The organism is Candidatus Amarolinea dominans (assembly GCF_016704685.1).
In the GTDB taxonomy this organism is placed as follows: Bacteria; Chloroflexota; Anaerolineae; order SSC4; family Amarolineaceae; genus Amarolinea; species Amarolinea dominans.
On sequence record NZ_JADIZS010000004.1, the window covers coordinates 160763 to 183345 of the forward strand.

Sequence of the window (22583 nt, forward strand, 5' to 3'; positions counted from 1 at the left end):
ACATGGATAAGTTGAAGTTTACCTTCTCGGACACTATTGCCGGCTACGTTACCCAGTACGATCGGTCACTGGACACCTACTCGGTGCGCACCAGTGGCGGCGTCACCTATGACATCAAGCTAAAAAGCAACACCTACGCCTTACTCACCCGCAACCTGGGCGATCCCTACCAGGATTGCACAGGGCAGATGCGCGACATGCTGGTGGCCGAGCGTCATGTTTTTACCTACGGCATCTTTTATCCGCAAGGCGATGGCTACATCTTCGAGGCGCAGTTTCTGGTGTTCCCCGGCCGTCGGGCGGGCGAATTCGTTTTCGAGCGCCAGGACTGGTGGGTGCAGCAGATTGGGGAGTTGGGCAAGTTCTACGCCCGCGCTCAGTTTGGCGATGCACCGGTTGACTACAAGGACTACCGCACGAACATCACCCTGACCGGCGAGAAGGCGTCTGACCGCTATCGCCAGGAAACGGACACCATCTCCCGCCTCGTCTACGGTTTTGCCACGGCGTACATGCTCACCGGTAATGATCGCTTCCTGGAAGGCGCTGAGCGCGGCACTGAATACCTGCGCGATCACATGCGCTTCTACGACCGTGATGAGAACATCGTCTACTGGTATCACGGCATCGATGTGGAAGGACGCCGCGAGAAGAAGGTGTTTGCCTCTGAATTCGGCGATGACCTCGATGCCATCCCCGCCTACGAGCAAATCTACGCCCTGGCCGGCCCCATCCAGACCTACCGCGTGTCGGGTGATCCGCGCATTTTGCGCGATGCGGAGCTGACCGTTGACCTGTTCGATCGCTTCTTCCTGGATCGTGAGAAGGGCGGCTATTTCTCGCATCTTGATCCGATCACGCTGGACGCGCGCAGCGAGGCGCTCGGTCCCAACCGTGGGAAGAAGAACTGGAATTCGGTGGGCGATCATGCGCCGGCCTATCTGATCAATCTGTGGCTGGCGACGGGCGAAGAGCGCTATGGCAAGATGCTCGAATACACCTTCGACACCATCACCGCTCACTTCCAGGACTACGAGCACAGCCCCTTTGTGCAGGAGAAGTTCCACGAAGACTGGTCGCACGATTCCACGCACATGTGGCAGCAAAACCGCGGCGTGGTGGGCCACAATCTCAAGATCGCCTGGAATCTGCTGCGCATGTTTGGCGCGCAGCCCAAGCCAGAGTACGAGGCCTTTGCCCGCAAAATTGGCGCCATCATGCCCTCCGTCGGCGGCGATCAGCAGCGCGGCGGCTGGTATGACGTGATGGAGCGTAACCCCGCACCTGGCGAAAGCCTGCACCACTTTGCTTTCCATGATCGCAAGGCGTGGTGGCAGCAGGAGCAAGGCATCCTGGCCTATCTGATTCTGCACGGTGTGCTCGGCGACGAGGAGTACCTGCGCCTTGCGCGTGAATCATCGGCCTTCTACAACGCCTTCTTCCTTGACCACGACGATGGCGCGGTCTATTTCAATGTGATGGCCAGCGGTGTGCCTTACCTGATGGGCACCGAGCGCCTCAAAGGCAGCCATTCGATGAGCGGGTATCACTCCTTCGAGCTGTGCTACCTGGCCCAGGTCTACACCAACCTGCTGATCACCAAGCAGCCGCTGACGCTGTACTTCAAGCCGCTGCCCGGTGGGTTCAAGGACAACATTCTGCGCGTTTCGCCCGACATCCTGCCCGCCAACAGCATCACCATCAGCGAAGTGTGGATTGATGACGAGCCTTACAGCAATTTCGATGCCCAGGGGCTGACCGTCAAGCTGCCAGAATCGAAGGAGCGCCTGCGCGTGCGCGTCACGGTGCAGCCAACCAAGTAACTGGCACGAGCCAGTAGCGCCATCCGGCGGATGGCGCTACTGGCCGGCCCAAAAAGGACAATCTTTCATGGAAATAAACGTTCAGACCGAGCAGTCTATCCAAATTATTGATATCAACGGCGAAGTGGACGGCAACACGGCCCCCCAGGTGCAGACGCAGATCATGGCGGCGGCCGCATCGAACCCGCGCCTGCTGCTGGATATGAGCCACGTGCCCTACATGTCGAGCGCCGGTTTGCGCATGCTGCTGGCCACCTACCGCAACGTGGTAGGTCATGGCGGTCGCGTTGTGTTGGTGGGCCTGGTGGAAGAAATCAAGGACACGATGGAAATGACTGGCTTCCTCGACTTCTTTGCCCATTTCGATACATTGGCCGAAGGCGTCGCTGCCCTGGCGTAGCCGTTTACAAGGAGTGATCTATGGACCGAGTTGATGCATACCCCACCCACGAACACCAGGGTTTCAAGCTGCGCACCGGCAAACCCTTCCCCTTTGGGGCCACGTTTGTGCCCGGCGGAGTCAATTTCTCCGTTTTTTCCAGCCATGCCACCGATTGCACCCTGGTGCTGTTCGAAAAAGGCGCTGCCCAGCCGCTGGCTGAAATCCCCTTTCCTGATGAGTTCCGCATTGGCAACGTCTATGCGATGATCGTGTTTGGCCTTGACTACGAGAAGATCGAGTATGGCTACCGCATGGAGGGGCCGTTCGATCCACCAAACGGACACTGGTTCGACAAGTCCAAGATTCTGCTCGATCCCTACGCCAGGGCGATCGGTGGTCGCGATGTGTGGGGCACGCCCCCCAACTGGGACGACATCTACCGCTATCGGGGACGCCTGGTTTTTGACGACTTCGACTGGGACAACGACCGCCCGGTTGAGATTCCCACCGAAAACCTGGTGATCTACGAGATGCACGTGCGCGGATTCACCCGCCATCCCTCGTCCGGGGTGAAATTTCCTGGCACTTTTGCCGGCATCCGCCAGAAAATCCCCTATCTCAAGGAACTGGGCGTGAACTGCGTCGAACTCCTGCCCATCTACGAGTTCGACGAGTTCGAAGGCAGCAGTCCGGATCCAAAGACCGGCGAACTGCGCGTGGGGAACTACTGGGGCTACAGCACTGTGGGCTTCTTTGCGCCCAAATCAGCCTATGCCGCCACCGGCAAGATGGGCATGCAGGTTGATGAGTTCAAGGCGCTGGTCAAAGAGTTCCATCGCCATGGCATCGAAGTGATGCTGGACGTGGTTTTCAATCACACGGCCGAGGGCAACGAACATGGGCCTTCCATTTCGTTCCGCGGGATTGACAACAAAACCTATTACATGCTCACGCCCGAAGGCTATTACTTCAACTTTACGGGCACCGGCAACACCCTCAACTGCAACAATCCGGTCGTGCGCAACATGGTGTTGGACTGCCTGCGCTACTGGGCGGCCGAGTATCACATTGACGGCTTCCGTTTCGATCTGGCCGCGGTGTTGGGACGCGCTCCCTCGGGCGCGCCGTTGTCCAACCCGCCGCTCCTGGAAACCCTGGCCTATGATCCCATCCTGGCGAAATGCAAGCTGATCGCCGAGGCCTGGGATGCTGGCGGTCTCTACCAGGTTGGCTCGTTTCCTGCCTACGGCCGCTGGGCCGAATGGAACGGCAAGTTTCGCGACGATGTGCGCAAGTTTGTCAAAGGCGAGGCGGGACTGGTCGGCGCCATTTCCCAGCGCGTGCAAGGCTCGCCTGACCTCTATCTCACCCGCGGCGCCACGGCCTCGATCAACTTCATCATCGCGCACGACGGTTTTACCCTGAACGACCTGGTGTCCTACAATGAGAAGCACAACTGGGCCAACGGCGAAGAGAATCGAGATGGGGCCAACGACAACGACAGTTGGAACTGCGGAGCAGAGGGTCAGACCGACGACGAGGGGATCAACAGCCTGCGTCGTCGCCAGATGAAGAACTTTGCGGCCATCCTGATGTTGAGCCAGGGTGTGCCCATGATCCTGATGGGCGATGAAGTGGCCCGTACCCAGGATGGCAACAACAACACCTATCGCCAGGACAATGAAACCAACTGGTTCGATTGGAACCTGGTGCAACAGAACAGCGCCCAGCTGCGTTTCTTCAGTCAGCTCATTGCGTTCCGGCATGCGCATCCCATCCTGCGTAACCGCTGGCATCTGCGTAACCAGGACTACCTGGGCACCGGTTATGCCGACATCAGCTGGCATGGCACGCAGGCCTGGAATGCGGATTGGTCAGACAACAATCGCACCCTGGCTTTCATGTTGAACGGCCGCTATGCGCATGGCGGCCAGACGGCGGATGACTTTATCTACATGGCGCTGAACATGCACTGGGACGCTCATCATTTTGAGCTGCCCCGGCTGCCCGAAGGCATGCAGTGGTATGTGTTTGCCAACACCGGCGTTGAGTCGCCGGCCGATGTGTGGGAGCCAGGCCACGAGCCGCGGCTGGATGACCAGGCTGGTTTCCTGGTGGGATCACGCTCGGTTGTGATCATCGTTGGGCGCTGAAATGCAGGGCGCGCCCTTGCGGTCGCCCACGCGGGCAGGCGCAAGGCCTACCCCGGATTATTGAGAAGCGTTGAACTGCGATCAACCATCGCAGTTCATGAACGAAGAGACAGGAATGGAGAAGAAAAATGGCTTTTACAGTTTCAAGTAGCATGAACAACGGTATTGCCCAGGTCACCCTGGTGGGTGAGCTTGATGGCGGCGTGGCGGGTCAGTTCAAAACCGCGGTCGAAGAAGCAGCCGCCTGGAACCCGCGGCGCCTGGTCCTGCTCTTGCAGGATTTGACGTACATGTCCAGCGCGGGCCTACGGGTTCTGGTGTTTGCCCGCCAGAAGATGGGGTCACACGTTGATCTCTACCTGGTGGCGCCCCAGGAGTCGGTCCAGGAGACCATCGAAATGACTGGTTTCGATCAGAGCTGCATTATCATTGACACTTACGATCCAGTCGTGATCGAGACCTTCTAGTCGTTTACGGCAAACCGGGTTTCAAGAGAAACCCGGTTTGCCCCATTGAGCGCAGGAGTTGATCCATGCAGCCTTTGAAGGTACCGGGTACCCTCGCTTCCCTGAAGCTGATTCGAGATTATGTGACCGAAGCATGCGTGCTGGCCAGCCTGGACAAACGTGTTGGCTACCGGTTGCGCCTGGGTGTAGACGAAATTGCGACGAATATCATCAACTACGGCTATGATGGCTCCCAAATCTCAGGCGACATCGAAGTCAGCGCCCATGTGAATGACGAGTCGCTTACCATCATCCTGGAAGATACGGCGGTGCCCTTCGATCCGTTGTTGCACCCAACGCCAGACAACCTGGATGCGCCGTTGGAATACCGCGGCATCGGCGGTCTCGGCGTCTACCTGGCCATCCAGGGCACCGACCAATTTCTCTATGAGCGCATTGATAATCGCAACCGCAACATTTTCGTGGTCAAACGTTCCGATCCGACGCCGCCGGTCACGACGGCGCCTGTGCCATAACTGATGGCAAAAGAGATGATAAAAGGAGACGCCGGCGCGTGCCAATTCAATCTGCACGAGTGTTAGTCATTGATGATAGCCCGCTCCGCCGCGCCACGCTGGCGCGGCGCCTGGATATGCTCGGCTATGGCGCGCTACTGGCCGAATCGGGGCAGCATGGGCTGGAATTAGCCAAAGCAGAAAAGCCAGAGCTGATGCTCCTGCAGATCAACCTGCCGGACATGACCAGCGAGTATGTCATCAAACATCTCAAGGTGGACGACGACCTGAGCAGCATCATCGTGCTCATGCTGACGTCCGGACAAACCACCGAGGGCGTGGAGGCCTGCCTGGCCCTGGGCGCGGACGATTACCTGCCCGAACCGTTCTCGCCCTCCCTGCTCAAGGTGCAGATCACCGATTACCTGGAGGTGCGCCAGCATCGGATGGAGGATCGCGAGCGCCTCAAGCGCGAGAAGGTGCTCAACGATGTGGCGATTGCCCGGCGTTTCCAGAGCGATTTCTTGCCCAAGGAAGTGCCGCAGCCCAAGGGCTGGCAACTGGCGGCCTGCCTGCATCCCGCGCGCGAAGTGGCCGGTGACTGGTATGACATCTTTACGCTGACGCAAGGGCGCCGCGTGGGCATTGTCATCGCCGATGTCTGCGACAAGGGCGTGGGCGCGGCGCTGTTCATGGCGCTCAGCCGCAGCCTGACGCGCGCCTTTGCGCAGCAAAACTACAGCCTGAACCTGGTGGAATCTCTCTTGGGCGACGGCCCGGCCCAGATCAGCGCACGCCCAGGACGGCGTGGCCTGCCCGCCATTGGCGCCACCGCGCTCAAGAACGCCGTGCTCCTGACCAACAACTACATCATGGAAAACCACTCCGATCTGAACATGTTTGCGACCATGTTCTTCGGCGTGCTCGATCCAATGACCGGCGGACTGGTTTACATCAATGGCGGCCACAATCCGCCGTATATCATGGGCGCGGATGGCGCCCTCAAAGCGGTGCTCAAGCCGACCGGAATGGCGGTCGGTATGATGGCGCAGACCGATTTTAGGACTGGGGATGCGCAGCTTGAACCTGGCGACACCCTGGTCATGTACACCGATGGCGTTCCCGACGCGCGTAATCCGGCCGGAGGGCAGTACACCGACAAGCGCCTGCGCGAGCTGTTAGCCACGCCGGCCACCTCCGCGGCCGGCCTGCTCGAGCGCATTGATAGCACGGTGCGCAATCACATCGCTGACGCCGTCCAATTCGATGACATCACCATCGTGATCGTGCGCCGCATGCTGCCGGCCGAGAGCAGCGCCGTCGGTTGATGAGCAAAAATCCCACACAGGCAACGCCCCCTGGCGCAATGTGAACTGTGTGACCCCCATGTCGTCTGTCCCGTATCCCTTCAATAATCCGGGGGAGGGGTATGGCCTTGCGCCTGCCCGCGTGGGCGACCGCAAGGGTGCGCCCCTACGAATTGAGAAGATACTCTGTCCCTGTCTGAGCAACCCGTATTGACGATCAGTGGGGGTATGCTACAATGGACAGCACTTGCAGCATGAATAATACCAGTAACCGTTCAGGCCCTCACCCCCTCTCCCGTCGTGGTGCTTTTCCACGACGGGAGAGGGGGTCGGGGGGTGAGGGCTTACGTAGTGCTGTAAGAAGACAATAAAATCCGAACTGAGAAGGTGGGTAGTTATGATTATCTCTGTTCACTCGTTTCGAGGTGGCACTGGCAAATCGAACACAACGGCCAATCTGAGCACAGTGCTGGCGATGAGCGGTAAGCGTGTGGGCGTCGTTGATACCGACATTCACTCCCCCGGCATCCATGTTTTGTTTGGTCTCCAGGAAGGGGACGTTGTGCATTCGCTCAATGACTACTTATGGGGCAAATGCAACATCGAAGATGCGGCCATTGACGTCAGCCCCCGCTTAGGAAGAAAAATCTCAGGGCAGATCTTCCTGATCCCATCCAGCATGAAAGCCAGTGATATTGCCCGCGTGCTGCGTGAGGGTTATGATGTCGGTTTGCTCAACGATGGCTACCAGCGCTTGATCGAAGAGTTGAAGCTGGACGTTCTGATGATTGATACCCATCCTGGCCTGAACGAAGAAACGCTGCTCTCGATCGCCATCTCCGATGCGTTGGTGCTCATCATGCGCCCTGACTCGCAAGACTACCAGGGCACCGCAGTCACGGTCGAAGTGGCAAAGAAGCTCGATGTGCCGCACATGTTGCTCGTCGTCAATAAGGCGCCGCCCATCTGGAATCCAAACGATGTCAAAGCGCGCGTCGAACGCACCTTCAATTGCCCGGTGGCCGCCGTGCTCCCCCATTCGGATGAGATGATGACGCTCGCCAGCGAAGGAATCTTCGTCATCCGCTACCCCAACCATCCCATGACGGCCCTCTATCAGCAAATTGCGGGCATGTTGAACGTCTGACCGGTTGCGCGACCTGTTGTCCTGCAAATCCTAAACGCTGGCTAGCCAATCTGCACCGTGCGGGGAACCTGGCCAGCGTTTTTTATCCCCAAAATCCCTGATCTCTGATCTCCGATCTCCGATCTCCGATCTCTGATCTCCGATCTCTGATCTCATGCAATGCTGAGCTTAGGATTTTCTTGCCGTGATTCTTGTCCTGGGCAGACTGCTCAATATCCGAACGCATGAATGGCCGCGGCTGCTCATCCTCTATTTGATGTCGTTTGTCGTTTTGACCGGCATCAACTGGGGTGAGACCATCGTCGAGGCTGATTTCCTGCGCCAAATCGGCGTGCAATACCTGCCCTGGGCGTTCATCGCCAACGCGATCTTTTCCATCCTGGCGATCTTCATCTACTCGGCCTTTGCCGATCGCGTCAGCAATGACCGCATCCTCGTGGCCCTCCTGGCCGTGAGTGTCATCGGCATCGTGATCGGACTGGCGCTGTTGGCCGCCGGCGCTGTCTTCATCGCCTTCCCCCTCTTCTACCTGATTCTCAATGTGCCCTTGCTCGACATCTACAACGTACATTGGGCCACCTATGTGAGCAGTTTCTATGATACCCGCGCGGCCAGGCGCGTCGTCCCTGTCCTGGGAACTTCGGCGCGCCTGGCCGGCATCGTCGCGGGCCTCACCATCCCGCTGCTCAATCAGCATCTGGCGCCAGTCGGCATCATCGGGCTGTGGATGGGCGCCCTGGTCGTCATGGCGCTGCTGGTCTGGTTGATGCCGCGCCTGCTGCACGAAAAGACCGCGCCGACCGCCATCACTATCACGGCAAGCCTCGGCTCTGCCCCACGGACACTGGCCCGCCCATCAGCACGCGAGAATCTACGTGAAGGCAGCGCGTATGTGCGCCAATCGGTTTTCCTGCGCTGGATGGCGGTATCCACCCTGATTTTCACCGTATTGTTGGCGCTCATCAACTATCGCACCAGCAGCATTCTCCTGGGCGAACTCAAAACAACCACGGCCATGGCCGATTTTATCGGGGTGGTCAGCGGCATCACCAACCTGATCGCCCTGCCCATCCAGTTATTTCTCGTAGGCCGACTCATTGGTTGGTTTGGGCTGGGCAACGCCAACCTGATCTTCCCCGCCGGCACCATGCTGATCAGCGGCAGCCTGATCTTTTTCCCGCGACTGGCGTCAGCCGCCCTCGGTTACTTCAATCGCACCACCTTTCGCACCGCGTTCCGCAATTCCACGGAGAATCTGCTCTACAACGCCGTGCCGCTGCGGGTCAAAGGACGGGCGCGCGCCTTCATCAGCGGGCTGATCGTCCCTGTCGGCGCCATACTGGGCGGCGCGATCCTGCTCCTCACGCCGCTCCTGCGCGGCTCAGGCGCGGCCGATTGGGTCTTGTCGGCCGCCATGGGCGCGCTGGCCCTCGCCTTCGTCGTGATGGCCGTCATCATTCGGCGTCAATACAGCCAGGCACTGCTGCGCCTGCTGGAGCAGGAAGATTACGCCAGCCTCCTGCTGCAACATGCCGCCACCTTGACCAGCGCGGACCCGCCCACGCTGGCGCACCTGCGCAGTAGGATAGCAGCCGCCAAAGATCCGGCGCTGACGCTTTTCCTGACTCAGCTCCTGATCGAGATCGGCGGCGTCAACGTGATCCCCACGGTGACTGAGTCCATTCGCCAGGCGCCTGACGCCGCGCAGCGCAGCGCGCTGCTCAACCTGTTGACCGCGGCTGATTTGCACCATGACAGCGTGCGCCAGGTTTTTACCGAGTGCCTGGCAGATACCAGCGGTCTGGTCCGCCAGGCCGCGCTGGCCGGCCTGGAAAACATGCTGGGCGCCCAGCACAGCCAGTATCTCAGTTTGGCCTGCACCCGGCTCAGCGATGATGATCTCGACGTGCGCGGCCAGGTGTTGCCGGCGGTGCTGGCGTCTGCTGACCCAAACCTGCGCGCGGCCGCAACCACCATCCTCCAGGAGATGCTCGATAGCACCGACAGCATGCAGCGTTTGCGAGGCGTGCAGGTGATCGGACAGACGGCAAATCTCTCCTGGCTGCCGGCTGCCATGCACAGCCTGGACGATCCGATGGATGACGTGCGCCTGCAGGCCATGTTAGCCATCGAAGCGATGCTTCCCCAACCCTTGCCCGACGAACAAGAGAGCCTGCTCTTTGCCACCCTGGAAAAGCATACCCGCGACCCCATCGAGCAGGTTCGGCAGGTTGCGCTCACAACCCTGGCGCGCCAGACCGGCAACGGAAGCATGGGAGCGCAAACCTGCTCTATTCTCTTGCTCGGTTTGCATGACGACAGCGCCGGTGTCCAACAGGCCGCGGTCGAAGCCCTCGCGTACCTGGGAGACCGGGTCTTGCCTGCGCTGCAACCGCTGCTCAACGCCAGCAGCTCACGGCAGCGCAAACTAGCCACGATCGTCGCTGGCCGTGTCGCCGCGCAGGCCTGGGCGCCAACCTTGAGCGCCGAGATGAACGATAGCCTGCTGCAGGCCGGCCGCTTCTACAGCTACTGGTACGCCTTGACCAGCGCGTCAGCCCAGCACGCGGCCCTGCAGACGAGCGGGATGACCCTGCTGCAGGCGGCTCTGCGTACACAAACCGACGAACGTCTGCACGAGGTGTTCGAGCTGTTGGCCGCTCAACACCACGCGCAGGGTACGCAGGTCGTGGAAACGGCTCTGCGGGCCGAGGATGAACGCACGCGCGCCAACGCCGTCGAGGCGCTGGAGTCCTTGACGACTCCGGCCCTGGCTTCACTCATGGCCGCCCTGTGCGATCCAACCGCCGCGGCAGACCATGTCAGCAGCCTGGTGGCCGCGGGCCAGGATACAGGTGTACCCACTCCGGCCCAAGCCATACTCGCCTTGTGCAGTCACGCCCAGTCGGACGAAAACCCATGGCTGGACGCATTGGCCGGTTTTGCGCTGAGCCAACTCACACCGGCGGACGCAGCCCTGTTGGGTGACAGCTCGCTGGCGGCCCCTGAGCAAACCGAACTCACCGTCAACGCCAGGCCGCAGGAGGAAATCATGCTCTCACTGATCGAGCGTATCATTTTTCTCAAGGAAGCGCCATTCTTCCGTGAGATGACCATCAACCAGTTGAAAGTCCTGGCGCCGGCGTGCGAGGAACAGCGCTTTCACGCCGGCGACATCATCTTCCACCAGGGCGAGCCTGGCGGCGTCCTGGTGGTGATCATCAATGGGCAGGTGGGCATCGAACAGAGTCGGCGCCGCGGTTCGTCCATCCGCCTGGCGACGCTCGGCGCGCATGGCTACTTTGGCGAGATGACCCTTTTCGACAACAGCCCCCACACCGCATCGGCCATCGCCCTGCAAGATACGCTGGTGCTGCATCTGCGGCGTGAGCCGCTGATCGCCCTCATGCGCCGGCATTCTGACCTGGCCCTGGTGCTCATCAATGTGTTGAGCAGCCGTTTGCGTGAAACGAGCGATCGGGTGGGCGACCTCAGCCGCAGCCGACCACGGGAGTTGCATAAACTATATGATCAACTTGATCAGTAACCGGAGGCAGTCCCTCGATCCCCTCCGCACATCCTGGGTCAGACCGCCGGCATCATCTGTCGGCCATCCTCTGATTTTTTCTGTCACCGAGTCCTTGTTGACCGGTGACTGCCTGTTGCGGCCTGATCCTGACACGTCGTTAGCGCCCACAGCCTGGCAGCAGTTTGCCGAGTCCGTGGCCCATGAAAAAAGCCTGACACCATTTCCGGCTGCCGTTCTCTACCGGCGCTGGCAGCAAGGTCTGGCGGCCGTAGCCGTCCACCAGGGTTGCATCATCGGTCATATCAGTTGTATGCCGATCTTTCACCAGACCACGCGCAGCCAGGTGGAACGCGCACTGCGCGGCGACCAGCCCCAGGGCGCCTCCGTCTGGCCTGCGATTGAAATGTTCGAACTACTCACCGGCTGGACGCATCCCGACTGGCGTAGACGCAAACTCAGTTTGCACCTGCGTCAGCATCTCCTGTCCCAGTTCCGATCGGAGTTCCTGCCTCGCCAGCGCTTCTTTGTCAGTGTCACCGTGGGGCGGGGTGGATCGCCTGTTCTGGCGCGCCTCGGATGGCACACCCTGGCCTGGGATGCCATCCCGTATGTCAGCAGCATGATCGGCGCGAACGACGACGGCCGGCCGCGTCCGGGATGGCATGTCACCAATCATGCGCCCTACAACGGATCGGACATTGCCCCCCTGGTGGACACCGCCCGTAGCTGGGATCACCACTGCTTCTTGTGGGTTTCCCATGCTGCCCTCGCCCAGCAGCTCAACGACCAACTGCAAGCCGCCGTTGGTCACGACCTGGATCGCTGGCGCCGCGCGTGGCGTGACGCAGCGTTGCCAACCTTGCTTCAGGCCGGCTATCTCCCGGTTCTGTTTGGATAATCATGATGCTCAAAACCAACACCATCCTTCGGTTCTGCTTTGTGATCGGGTCGTTGCTGTGGGGGCTGACCGCCTGCGCCGGCGAACCGCTGTCGCCGGCGCCGACCCTGGCGCCCACGCCCACCACAGCCCCGCCCACAGGACGCGGCGCCGGCGGCGTCTTACGCATCCTCTTTTGGCAGGCGCCCACGATTCTCAACCCGCACCTGGCGTCCAGCCAGAAAGACTGGGCGCCGGCGCGTGTCACCTATGAACCACTGGCCAGTTTCGACAAAGATGGCAATCTCATCCCGATCCTGGCGGCCGAAATTCCATCGCTGCAAAACGGCGGGGTTGCACCCGACGGCAAATCGGTCACCTGGAAACTGCGTTCCGATGTCAAGTGGTCGGATGGCATGCCTTTCAGCGCGGCTGACGTTGAGTTCACCTACGATTTCATCGCCAATCACGCTGTCAACGGCGCGACCACGTTCACCAACTACCAGGGCATCGAGAGTGTCAAGGCTCAGGATGACCTCACCGTGCGCATTGATTTTCAGGCTGTCAATCCGGCCTGGGCTGTGCCCTTCGTGGGCGTGCAGGGGATGATCATCCCGCGCCATGTCTTCGAGCCTTACAACGGCGCCAATGCCGCCGACGCCCCGGCCAATCTCCTGCCCGTGGGCACCGGCCCCTATCGCGTGGTGCGCTTCAAGCCGGAAGAAGTGCTGTTCCTGGGCAATACCCTGGTCGAGACCAACAAGATCATCTATGAACCTAACCCGTATTTTCGTGAACCGGACAAGCCGTACTTCAGCCGCATCGAGCTGAAGGGCGGCGGCACCGTCAACGAGGCCGCGCGCGCCGTGTTGCAGGCAGGCGATGTGGATTACGCCGCCAATTTGCAGATCAACTTCCAGGAGCAGCCGGGCCTGGCGAGCGGCAGTAAAGGCCAACTCCTGGCGCCGTTTGGCGCGTTCGTGGAGCGCATCTTGCTCAACCGCACCGACCCCAATCGCGAAACCGCCGATGGCGAACGGTCGAGCCTTCAGTTTCCCCATCCCTTCTTCAGTGACCTGCGCGTGCGCCAGGCCTTTGCCCATGCCATTGATCGTGCGGCGATTGCCAGTCTGTACGGGCCGACCGGTCAGCCGGCGACGAACATTCTGGTGTCCCCGCCTCCCTTCGAGTCACCCAACACCGCGAACCAGTACCCGTTCGACCTGGCAAAAGCCGCGCGCCTGTTGGATGAGGCCGGTTGGCGCGACACCAACCGGGACTCGATTCGTGACAACGGCATGATACGCCAGGCCGGCGAACCATTGATCACCCTGCGCGTGCTGATGCAGACCGCAGCCAGCCCCATTCGCCAGCAAACCCAAGAGATCATCAAGGGCACGCTCAACTCGATCCAGGTGGATGTTCAACTGACCTTCTTCGATTCGATTACCTTTTTCAGCAGCGACCCGGCCATCACCAACACGCGTCACCATTTCTACGCCGACCTGGAAATGTACAGCACTGGCAATCGCAGCCCTGATCCGGGGGCCTACATGCGCACCTGGATCTGCAGCGAAATCGCGCAGAAGGCCAATAGTTGGAAGGGCCTGAACAAGGAGCGTTGGTGCGATCCTGCGTACGATGCGTTGTACCAGGCATCTACGACGGAAATTGACCCCGCACGCCGGCGCCGGCTCTTCATCGAGATGAATGACAAGTTGATCGCTGATGGGGTCGTGATTCCCCTGGTGCGCCAGGCTGACATCTCCGGGGTGAGCAACACCCTGGTTGGTGTTGACCTCAGCCCCTGGGACGCGGACCTGTGGAATATCAAAGACTGGAAGCGGAGTACACCATGACCGAATCACCAACCGCCCATTCCCCAGACGAGCGGGCGCTCGTTGACAAGGAGAACCTGGCCTACCGGGTCGGCGCGCCGTTGCTCAACCGCCTGGCGATCGGGAGTAAACTGAGCCTGGGCTTCGGCATTCTCGTGCTGCTGACGATCGTGGGCGCCATCTTCAACTATCTGGCCAGCACCAACGCCATGACGGGCATCAACATCGCTGACGAAGTGCGCGCACCCACCGCGCTGACAGCCATCCGCGCCGAAGCCAATCTCCTGCGCCTGCAATCGGACGTGCGTGGCTACCTGGCATTGAGCAGTGAGGAGTATCTGCAAGACCAACAGCGCGATGCCCGGGCCTTCCAGAATGACCTGGACGAATTGACCGTCCTGTCTGCGCAGCTCTCTCCTGAAGATCAGCAGCGCCTGAAACGGGTGCGTACACTCTATGACCAGTTGGCAGCTGATATCCCCACGCTTTTCGCACTGCATGACGACCCATTGGAACGCGAGCCGGCCTACGCCATCATGGCGACGAAGGGCCTGCGCCTGGGCGGACAGGTTCTGATTGATGTCGGTGGGTTGATTGATGAACAGGGACGGCGGTCTGCGAGTGAGTTTACCGCTGAGGCCGAAGGCATGGCTCAACTGGCCGAGATGGCGCGTTTTCAGGGATCACTCAGCGCCATGCTGTCTGGCCTGCGCGGCTACACCACCACCCGTAACCGCTCCTTCCGGGGTGAGTACGAGGCCAATCGCGATCTCAATCAGCAGGCCTGGGATCAACTCAAAGCGAGTCGTCCGCGGCTCAATGCGAAACAGCGCAGCCTGTTGGATGGCATCTCCACCAATCGCGCCGCTTTTCTGCGCTTGCCAGACGAGATCTTCCCCATCCTGGAAGGCGAACACTGGCGCGAAGACATCTACCTGTTTCGTACCGCTGTCCTGCCGCTTTCGACGGAAATGATCAGCCTGCTGGATCAGTTGACCGCCAATCAGCAGAATGCCCTGCGCAGCGATCTGCATCGTGGCCGCCAGGACCTGGTGGCTGCCAATCGCGTCGTCCTGGCGGGCGGCGTGGTGGCACTCATCATGGGCGTGGCGTTGGCCTTCATTTTTCGTGAGAATATCGCAGGCCCAGTGCGTCGCCTGACCGGGGTGGCCGAACGTGTGCGTGGCGGAGACCTGGAAGCCCAGGCCCGCGTTCGATCGCGTGATGAAATTGGGCGCCTGGGTGAGGCCTTCAACAGCATGACGACCAAGCTGCGCCAAACACTCAGCCAGGTGCGCAGGGAGAAGAAACGCGCCGATGATCTCCTGCACGTCGTGATCCCCATCGGCGTATCGTTGGCGTCTGAAAAGGATTTCAACCGCTTACTGGAGGTCATGCTCGTGGAGGCCAAGACTTTCTGTCACGCCGACGCCGGCACGCTCTATCTGCGCACAGATACCAACCACCTCAACCCGATGATTGTGCGCAACGATACGCTGCATTCTACGATGGGCGGCACCTCGGCGCTTGCGGTGACTCTGCCTCCGATTCCGCTCTACGACGCCGTCACGAATGAACCCAATCATGCCAATATCTCGTCCCATGTGGCCCTGGAAGGCAAGAGTGTCAATGTCTCGGATCTGTCCCACGCGACCACCTTCGATTTTTCCGGCCCGCGCGCCTTCGAAATCCAAACCGGCTACCGCTCGCACTCGCTGTTGACGGTACCCTTGAAGACGGACGAGAATCATGTGCTGGGCGTGATGCAGTTGATCAATGCCAAAGACAGCGAGACCGGCGAGGTGACGGAGTTCGATGACGCCCTGCTGCCGTTAATGGATTCGTTCTCATCGTTGGCTGTGGCTGCGCTGTCAGCCTACGTGCGTGAGCAGGGTCTGCGTCAGGAAATCCAGCAGTTGCGCATCGAAATTGACGAAACGCGGCGTCAACACGAAGTCAGCGAAATTGTGGAGACAGACTTCTTTCAGGCCCTGCAAGCCAAGGCCCGTGTGATGCGCCAGCGTCTGTAGGGGCATGGCCTTGCGCCTGCCCTCTGCCCGCGTGGGCGACCGCAAGGGTGCGCCCCTACAAATTGCGTTACGACGATATTGATGAAAGACCGAGTGGGTAAATGATGAACTTCATGGTAAACTTCAGTGAACTGATGGAACAACTGCAAGCAATCAGTGTTTTCCCCGGCATTACACCGGTTGACATCCTGATTCTGCCTGATCCGGTTGACTCGGCCGTGCAGAAAATCTTGCGACGCGGGCCGATGGGCGTGGTCGAAATAGCCTCTGTCCTCAATCTGCCCGAAGATGAAGCCAAGCAAGTGGCCGATCTCCTGGTTGAAAAAGGTTATCTGCTGACGGAAGAACGCCACAGCGATGGCAGCCTGATGTACAAGGTCTATTTTGCCCGGATGCGGGGGCACAAAATTCCACTGGACTTATAGATGACTTTATCTGAGGAACGGGCCGCAGCTTTGAGTGCGGTGAGCATTTTTTCCGAAACGCCACGCGCGGCGCTCGCTTTCATTGCGCCTTTGCTCGAAGAGGTCACCGTGGCCGCCGGCGAGACGGTGATCGAGCGGGGAGAGATGGGCGACGCCATGTACATCATCGAACGCGGGCGCATGATCGTGCATGACGGCGAACGGGAACTCAACACCTTGGGGCCGGGCGATGTCTTCGGCGAGATGGCGGTGCTCGACCCGGAACCGCGCAGCGCCTCGGTCACGGCGCAGGAAGCGGGTGTCCTCCTGCGCCTGAAACAGGAGGCGCTGCACGATTTGATGAGTCACCAGCCAGAAATTACGCGCAGCGTCATTCGCATCCTGTCCAACCGCTTGCGCCATATGGTCCACCACATGTCGGTTGAATTTGCCTACATGCAGCAGTTTGCCCGACTCACAGCGGCGGCGGTCGCGATCGAAAGCGAGATCTATGTGCCCTCAAGCCTGGACGACGTCGCCGCACGTCCAGATGAGTTGGGGCAACTGGGCCGGGTTTTTCAGCAAACGATTCGTGAGCTGGCCCGCCGCGACCAACAGCTGCATGACCAGCTGGCCCACCTGCAAATTGAGATTGACGATGTCAGGAAGGCTCGCCATGTGGCCGAATTGACGGAGAGCGCGACCTTCCGAAATCTACAGCTGCAGGCGCAGCGCCTGCAGCGGCGCAGAAAATCGCGAACCCCGGCGCCTGCACCACCGGCGACGCATATCCAGCCGGAGACCACTGAACCCGCGCCGGGATCGGCCATACCCGCGCAGCCGGATCTGGCCCGCGCACGCCAGTATGTCGTGAAGCGTCTGAGCACTGAGCTGGCTGCGTACAACACCTACCATTCTCTCGAGCACACCGTTGAGGATGTCGCGCGGGCCGCAGACCGCCTGGCGGCGTTGTCTGGTATCGAGGGCGATGATCTGCTCCTGCTGCGCACGGCCGCGTATTTTCACGACATCGGTTTTGTGGACGACCGCGCCAACCATGAGGTGATCGGCGCCGACATTGCGCGTACCGTCCTGCCAGGCATGGGCTATCAGCCCGAACAGATTGATGCCATCTGCGGGATGATTATGGCGACGCGACTCCCGCAAAGCCCGCGCACCCTCCTGGAGCAAATACTGGCCGATGCCGATCTCGATGTGCTGGGGCGCGCCGATTTCATAGAGCGGAGCGCGGCGCTGCGCGCTGAATCGGCGGCCATGGGCGCGCTGCAGACCGACTACGAGTGGTACCAGTCACAGTTCCAGTTTGTGCGCCACCATGATTATCATACCCCAGCCGCGCGCACGTTACGCCAGGCCGGCAAGGAAGCCAACCTGGCGACCCTCGCCCGCCTGATCGAGACCAGCCGCTCACCGTCATTCTCTCAACCCGCAGATGCGAGCAAGCATCATGACTGAGCAGATGAACGCCAGCAGCGCCAGTCAGGTGAGCAATGCAATGCAAGTGATCGTCGCGCTGAACTGTTGTCCAAAGCGGACATCATGGCGATCCTGCGCACAACCACGATCTTCATGACGACGACCGACGAAGCCCTGGAAGATGTGGCCGATCTTCTGCGCCCGCAAAGCCTGGCCGCCGGCCAACTGCTCTTTGCCCGCGGCGACCCCGGCGATTGTATGTACATCGTGGTGAAGGGCCGCGTGCGTGTGCATGATGGCGAGCGTGTGCTGAATGACCTGTGGGCCGGTGCGGTTGTGGGCGAAATGGCAATCCTGGACGATGCCGGGCGCGTGGCCTCGGTCACCGCCATCGAGCCGACGCAACTACTGCGCCTGGACGAGGCGCCTTTTCAAGCCCTGATGGACGCGCAGCCTGAGATCGGTTTTGCCATCATCAACGTGCTGTGCCAATACTTGCGTGCTCGCCTGCGCGACATGGCGCAGGACTTTGTCTATTTGCAGCACATCGGTCGCATGACGGCGGCCGCGGCGGCGCTGGAGAACAACAGCTATGATCCGGCTTCCATCGCTTCCATCCATCGCGGACCTGGCCGAACGCTATGACCCGCTGGGGCAACTGGCGCGGGCTTTTCAACACATGGCAGAAGAGGTCATCGCGCGTGAGACCAGTTTGCGCCAACAGGTGCAGGCGCTGATCATCGAGATTGACGAGGCCAAGAAGGCGCGGCAGGTTGCGGAAATTACCGAGACCGACGCCTTTCGTCGCTTGCAGGAGAAGGCAGGCCAGTGGCGGCGTGACCGCCGCGCAGGCAGCAGCCGGGCCGCCCCTTCTACAGTTGATCCAGCGCCTCGCTGATGGCGTCCGCCTGTGGCAGCGCCCGCCCGTCCGCCAGCGCCCTGGCCTGGTCCCACCCCGCAAGGTGGCTGAGTGCAGGCGCCAGCAAGCGATCCAAGCGCGCCTGCTCCGCGCCCGAGAGCGGAACGCCGATGGCGGCACGCAGGGCCGCGGCCGCGCCGATCAGGCGCAGGGCGTGGGTTGGCTTGCCTTCGAGCGCCAGTAAACTGCCAATATCCTCCAGCAGATAGGCCAACGCCCATTTGTCCCCGAACCCACGGTAGATGAGCAAACTTTCGCGGTACAGGGCGTGCGCGCGGTCATCGTCACGCTGGCCGCGTGCCGCGTTGCCCAGGTTGTTCAGGAAATTGGCAATCGTCCAGCGATCACCCACCTGGCGCATGAGCGCCAACGCCTCCTCGAAGCATAGCGCCGCCTCGCGGTCGTTGCCCAGGTCAAGCAGGACATTGCCCAGGTTATTGAGAGAGACCCCGATGGCCCAGCGATCACCGAAGCCGCGGCGGATGGTCAGGCTCTCCCCGTGCAGGCGCCGCGCCTCTGCCAGATTGCCCTGGCGCCGCGCCACAATCGCCAGGTTGCTGAGCAGGCTGGCGACGCGCGGCTGGTCGCCCACGGCACGCCGCAGGGCCAGGCTTTCCAGGTAATGGGCCTGCGCCCCGGCATAATCGCCCTGTTGATCGGCCAGGGTGCCCAGGTAGTGCAGCGCCTGACCCAGGCCGTCCTTGTCTGCCAGCGCCTCGAAGCCGCGCCGCGCGGCCGCCAACCACTCCCATGCCTCGCCAAATCGGGCCTGCTTGCGGCAATTTTCGCCCAGGCGAATTTGGCACCAGGCCTGTGTCAGGAGATCGTCCAGGTCCGCGGCCAGCCCCAACGCCTCCGTATAGAGATCACTGGCGCCGCGCCAGTTGCCCGTCAATTCGAGAACCTGGCCCAGGCTGAGCAAAACGTCCACTTTTTGGCCGCGAGCGAGAATGGGCAACACTCGCTGGTAATAATCAATGGCCGCGCTGTTGGCATAGCGCGCCTGCGCGGCCTGGCCGGCCCTCAGCAGATACTCACGCTGTTTCGCCTCGTTGTTGCTGCGTGCGTAGTGAAAGGCCAGGAGATCAAGATGCGGATCGAGTGCCTCGTGATAGGTCTCCTCCACAAAACGCCCCAACTGGTCGTGGAGCATGGCGCGGGTGGCATAGGGCAGGCTCTCATACGCCACTTCCTGTGTGACGACATGCTTGAAGAAATAGACCGTGTCCGGCTCCGTACGCTCCAGCGCCATCAGGCCCAGGCTTGCCAGCGTCTCCAGATCGCGCTGCACAAGGTCGTGCGCTCCCAGGCTGGGATGCACACCCCACAACAGACGCGTGCCAAACAGGCGGCCGATGACACTTGCCGCCTTGAGGGTGATTTGCTGACTTTCGCTCAGTTGGTCAATGCGGCTCAGGATCAGGCTGTGCAGGCTGACCGGCAGATCGAGCTGGGCGAGAGATTGGGCATCATCGAACGCGATCCCGCGCGCCTGGATGTAGTTCAGCAACTCCTCGATATAAAACGGGTTGCCATCGGCTCGTTCCAGGATACGCTCGACCAGGGCAGCAGGCAGGTCGTCAGGATGCAGGGGCGCGGCGCCCCCTGCCTGCCCACGGTGGCCGACTCTGAGTGCGATCAGGTGGGCAGCTTCGGCGGGCGAAAATTCGCCCAGGGCAATCCGGGTGACGAGCGGGAGCCGGCTGAGCCGCGGCGCCTGTTCCTGCGCCAGGTCGGGCGGGCGATAGGTCAGCACCAGCAGCACCGGCAAATTGTCCAGCGCCTGCCCCAGCGCCTCCAGCAAGTCCTGTGAGAGCGCATCCATCCAGTGTGCGTCTTCCAGGATGATCGTCAGCGGGGTGCTGGCGGCCAATCCGCGCAAGCAGTCCACAAGCAAGGCCTCCAGCGAGGTTTTGCGCAGCTTGGCATCGAACGTGTGCGTCAGATCGTTGTCGGGGATGGGCAGGTTGAGCAGCCGGCCCAGCAAGGGCAAGCGGGGGACGAGGGTCGGATCAAGCTGGCGCAGGGTCGCTGCCAGCAGTTCGATCTGGCGTGAAGTCGCGTGGGTCACAGGGCCTACGGCTCCGTTACCGCCATCTCCCCGCATTTCGTCCGACGCGCCCGCGTCCACCGCCAACAGCCCACGCCAGATATTCTGCCACACCAGGTAGCTGCTGTTGGTGCCGTAGGATTCGCACTCGCCAGCAAAAATAGCGAATCCAAGCGCGCGGGCGCGGCGTATGACTTCGGCCACCAGGCGTGATTTGCCCATGCCCGCTACGCCCGCGATGGCAATGATCTGGCCGTGCCCTTCATGCGCGGCGGCCAACCGTGTCTCGATCAAGGCGAGTTCCGCCACGCGTCCCACCATGGGCAGGGCATACGCGGCCTCGTGCGTACCCACAGCCGGCTTCTGCCGCCGCCCAAGCAGGCTGGCGATGGCAATGGGCAACGACTTACCTTTGACCCGAATGGCCGGCAGCTCTTCCCAGGCGAAGCTGGCGCCGGCTGCGGCTTGCACCGCATCGGTGACCAGGATTTGCCCTGGTTTGGCGGCCTGCATCAGGCGCGCGGCCACATTGGCCGCGTCGCCCATGACGCCATAGGTGCGGCGGGTGACGCCGCCGTAGGCGCCCGTGCGCATACGCCCACGCGCGATGCCAATTTGCACCGGGGTCAGATAGTCCAGCGACGCGGCCAGGGCGCGCAGCTCCAGCGCGGCCGCCAGGGCACGCGCGGCGTCGTCTTCATGCGCGTGCGGCGCGCCAAAGGCGATGTACAGATAGCTGCCCTTGTCGCCGACGACAATTTGCAGCGGCGTGGCCGCGTAGCGCGTCAACAAACGCTGCACCCCACGGATGAATTGATCGAGCTTGTCGCGTACCGATGGATCGTGATCGTAATCGAGGCCGCCAAAACGCAGAAAGAGCGACACCGCCGGCCGCAGCTCGGCCAGAAACTCACCGCCGCCGGTGCGCAGGCGCTCGTAGACAGCCGGCAGCAGCCAGGGTTGCACCTGCGCCGCGCTCAGCGCGTCTGCGGCCAGCAGAGGCCAGGGTTGTGGTTCGACCGGTTCGCGTAGGCCGGCAGCGACCCCAAAGCGAGCCGGTGGCGCCTCATCCTGGGCGTCGGTGTGCAGCGTCTCACGCCATGCGCTGAAGATCACCGCGTCACCGACGGCCGCGGCAGCAGCCGCCGTGAGGAGCACCTCCCCTTTTTCAGCGTGGTGTTCAGCCTGTGCGAGGTGGTTGAGGGTTATGCCTGACAGGACATCAATCACCTGCAAAGCAGGATCACCGACCACAAAGCGGTGTACCGGGCCGACCGCGACCGTTGCTTTGACGGCCAGGGAAATGGCTCCGGTGTTCGGCAGGGGCGCAGACTGAAACGGGCGCATGGCTTCCTGCATCGCCAGGGCGCAAGCCGTCGCCCGGCGCCCCTGGTCGCCGTCGAGCCAACAGGTGATGGCGTCACCGCTAAAGCCGATGACGCTGCCGCCAAAGCGATCGAGTTCGGCAATCAACGTGTCGTAGACCTGGTTCAGGTAGCGCGTCAACTCCTCCGCGCCGCGCTGAGGGCCGAGGATCTCCACCAGCGCTTCGGTCAGCGGCGTGAAGCCAGAGATGTCAACAAACAGCGCCGCGCCGGTGGTCTGTTCCGGCAAGGTAACGCCAGCCACCATAGCCTGGCGCCGATCCATGGGGATGTAAACAGCTTGAAGCTCGATCGGTGTCTGCATCCAAAAATTCCAGCTCTGCCTGTAGGTCACAGCTCCG

Annotated in this window: 16 protein-coding genes; 15 read left to right on the top strand and 1 reads right to left on the bottom strand. The window is 61.2% G+C overall.

What is annotated here, in order from left to right:
- The first annotated feature begins 2 nt into the window (after positions 1-2).
- From IPF85_RS03940 to IPF85_RS04010, 15 genes are all read left to right on the top strand, one after another.
- Positions 3-1823 carry an AGE family epimerase/isomerase gene (locus IPF85_RS03940; protein ID WP_343406757.1) on the top strand — a complete coding sequence of 607 codons (1821 nt, stop codon included), beginning with the start codon at positions 3-5 and terminating at the stop codon, positions 1821-1823.
- 67 nt (positions 1824-1890) lie between these two features.
- A complete protein-coding gene (locus IPF85_RS03945; protein ID WP_343406758.1) occupies positions 1891-2223 on the top strand; it encodes an STAS domain-containing protein in 333 nt (110 codons plus the stop codon).
- Between the two features lie 20 nt (positions 2224-2243).
- On the top strand, positions 2244-4358 hold the full coding sequence (gene glgX / locus IPF85_RS03950) for a glycogen debranching protein GlgX (protein ID WP_343406759.1): 2115 nt from the start codon (positions 2244-2246) through the stop codon (positions 4356-4358).
- Positions 4359-4486: 128 nt separating this feature from the next.
- Complete coding sequence (locus IPF85_RS03955) at positions 4487-4825, top strand: STAS domain-containing protein (protein WP_343406760.1); 339 nt, start codon at positions 4487-4489, stop codon at positions 4823-4825.
- Positions 4826-4890: 65 nt separating this feature from the next.
- Positions 4891-5340: an ATP-binding protein gene (locus IPF85_RS03960; RefSeq protein ID WP_343406761.1), complete on the top strand. Its 450-nt coding sequence runs from the start codon at positions 4891-4893 to the stop codon at positions 5338-5340.
- A gap of 38 nt (positions 5341-5378) precedes the next feature.
- Complete coding sequence (locus IPF85_RS03965; protein ID WP_343406762.1) at positions 5379-6647, top strand: SpoIIE family protein phosphatase; 1269 nt, start codon at positions 5379-5381, stop codon at positions 6645-6647.
- 376 nt (positions 6648-7023) lie between these two features.
- Complete coding sequence (locus tag IPF85_RS03970; protein ID WP_343406763.1) at positions 7024-7773, top strand: MinD/ParA family protein; 750 nt, start codon at positions 7024-7026, stop codon at positions 7771-7773.
- Positions 7774-7957: 184 nt separating this feature from the next.
- On the top strand, positions 7958-11320 hold the full coding sequence (locus IPF85_RS03975; protein WP_343406764.1) for a cyclic nucleotide-binding domain-containing protein: 3363 nt from the start codon (positions 7958-7960) through the stop codon (positions 11318-11320).
- A 97-nt stretch (positions 11321-11417) separates the two neighbouring features.
- Complete coding sequence (locus tag IPF85_RS03980; RefSeq protein WP_343406765.1) at positions 11418-12200, top strand: hypothetical protein; 783 nt, start codon at positions 11418-11420, stop codon at positions 12198-12200.
- 2 nt (positions 12201-12202) lie between these two features.
- Complete coding sequence (locus IPF85_RS03985) at positions 12203-14038, top strand: peptide ABC transporter substrate-binding protein (protein ID WP_343406766.1); 1836 nt, start codon at positions 12203-12205, stop codon at positions 14036-14038.
- Positions 14035-16047: a HAMP domain-containing protein gene (locus IPF85_RS03990; RefSeq protein ID WP_343406767.1), complete on the top strand. Its 2013-nt coding sequence runs from the start codon at positions 14035-14037 to the stop codon at positions 16045-16047. Before IPF85_RS03985 ends, IPF85_RS03990 begins: the two co-directional genes overlap by 4 nt.
- A 113-nt stretch (positions 16048-16160) precedes the next feature.
- Positions 16161-16472 carry a hypothetical protein gene (locus IPF85_RS03995; protein ID WP_343406768.1) on the top strand — a complete coding sequence of 104 codons (312 nt, stop codon included), beginning with the start codon at positions 16161-16163 and terminating at the stop codon, positions 16470-16472.
- The gene (locus IPF85_RS04000; protein WP_343406769.1) at positions 16473-17927 is read left to right on the top strand and encodes a cyclic nucleotide-binding domain-containing protein; all 1455 of its coding nucleotides are present in this window, start codon (positions 16473-16475) and stop codon (positions 17925-17927) included.
- 84 nt (positions 17928-18011) lie between these two features.
- Entirely contained in the window at positions 18012-18533 is a 522-nt protein-coding gene (locus tag IPF85_RS04005) for a cyclic nucleotide-binding domain-containing protein (protein WP_343406770.1), read from the top strand.
- On the top strand, positions 18481-18786 hold the full coding sequence (locus IPF85_RS04010; RefSeq protein ID WP_343406771.1) for a hypothetical protein: 306 nt from the start codon (positions 18481-18483) through the stop codon (positions 18784-18786). Before IPF85_RS04005 ends, IPF85_RS04010 begins: the two co-directional genes overlap by 53 nt.
- Here IPF85_RS04010 and IPF85_RS04015 read toward each other — a convergent pair.
- Positions 18761-22546: a tetratricopeptide repeat protein gene (locus IPF85_RS04015; protein ID WP_343406772.1), complete on the bottom strand. Its 3786-nt coding sequence runs from the start codon at positions 22544-22546 to the stop codon at positions 18761-18763. The two genes, IPF85_RS04010 and IPF85_RS04015, sit on opposite strands and share 26 nt — an antisense overlap.
- Between the last annotated feature and the right edge of the window lie 37 nt (positions 22547-22583).

What these genes read in the sequence shown, in the direction of transcription:
- IPF85_RS03940 (WP_343406757.1), top strand. Translation starts at nt 3, where the DNA reads ATGGATAAGTTGAAGTTTACCTTCTCGGACACTATTGCCGGCTACGTT.
- IPF85_RS03945 (WP_343406758.1), top strand. Translation starts at nt 1,891, where the DNA reads ATGGAAATAAACGTTCAGACCGAGCAGTCTATCCAAATTATTGATATC.
- glgX (WP_343406759.1), top strand. Translation starts at nt 2,244, where the DNA reads ATGGACCGAGTTGATGCATACCCCACCCACGAACACCAGGGTTTCAAG.
- IPF85_RS03955 (WP_343406760.1), top strand. Translation starts at nt 4,487, where the DNA reads ATGGCTTTTACAGTTTCAAGTAGCATGAACAACGGTATTGCCCAGGTC.
- IPF85_RS03960 (WP_343406761.1), top strand. Translation starts at nt 4,891, where the DNA reads ATGCAGCCTTTGAAGGTACCGGGTACCCTCGCTTCCCTGAAGCTGATT.
- IPF85_RS03970 (WP_343406763.1), top strand. Translation starts at nt 7,024, where the DNA reads ATGATTATCTCTGTTCACTCGTTTCGAGGTGGCACTGGCAAATCGAAC.
- IPF85_RS03985 (WP_343406766.1), top strand. Translation starts at nt 12,203, where the DNA reads ATGATGCTCAAAACCAACACCATCCTTCGGTTCTGCTTTGTGATCGGG.
- IPF85_RS03990 (WP_343406767.1), top strand. Translation starts at nt 14,035, where the DNA reads ATGACCGAATCACCAACCGCCCATTCCCCAGACGAGCGGGCGCTCGTT.
- IPF85_RS03995 (WP_343406768.1), top strand. Translation starts at nt 16,161, where the DNA reads ATGGTAAACTTCAGTGAACTGATGGAACAACTGCAAGCAATCAGTGTT.
- IPF85_RS04000 (WP_343406769.1), top strand. Translation starts at nt 16,473, where the DNA reads ATGACTTTATCTGAGGAACGGGCCGCAGCTTTGAGTGCGGTGAGCATT.
- IPF85_RS04005 (WP_343406770.1), top strand. Translation starts at nt 18,012, where the DNA reads ATGGCGATCCTGCGCACAACCACGATCTTCATGACGACGACCGACGAA.
- IPF85_RS04010 (WP_343406771.1), top strand. Translation starts at nt 18,481, where the DNA reads ATGATCCGGCTTCCATCGCTTCCATCCATCGCGGACCTGGCCGAACGC.
- IPF85_RS04015 (WP_343406772.1), bottom strand. Translation starts at nt 22,546, where the DNA reads ATGCAGACACCGATCGAGCTTCAAGCTGTTTACATCCCCATGGATCGG.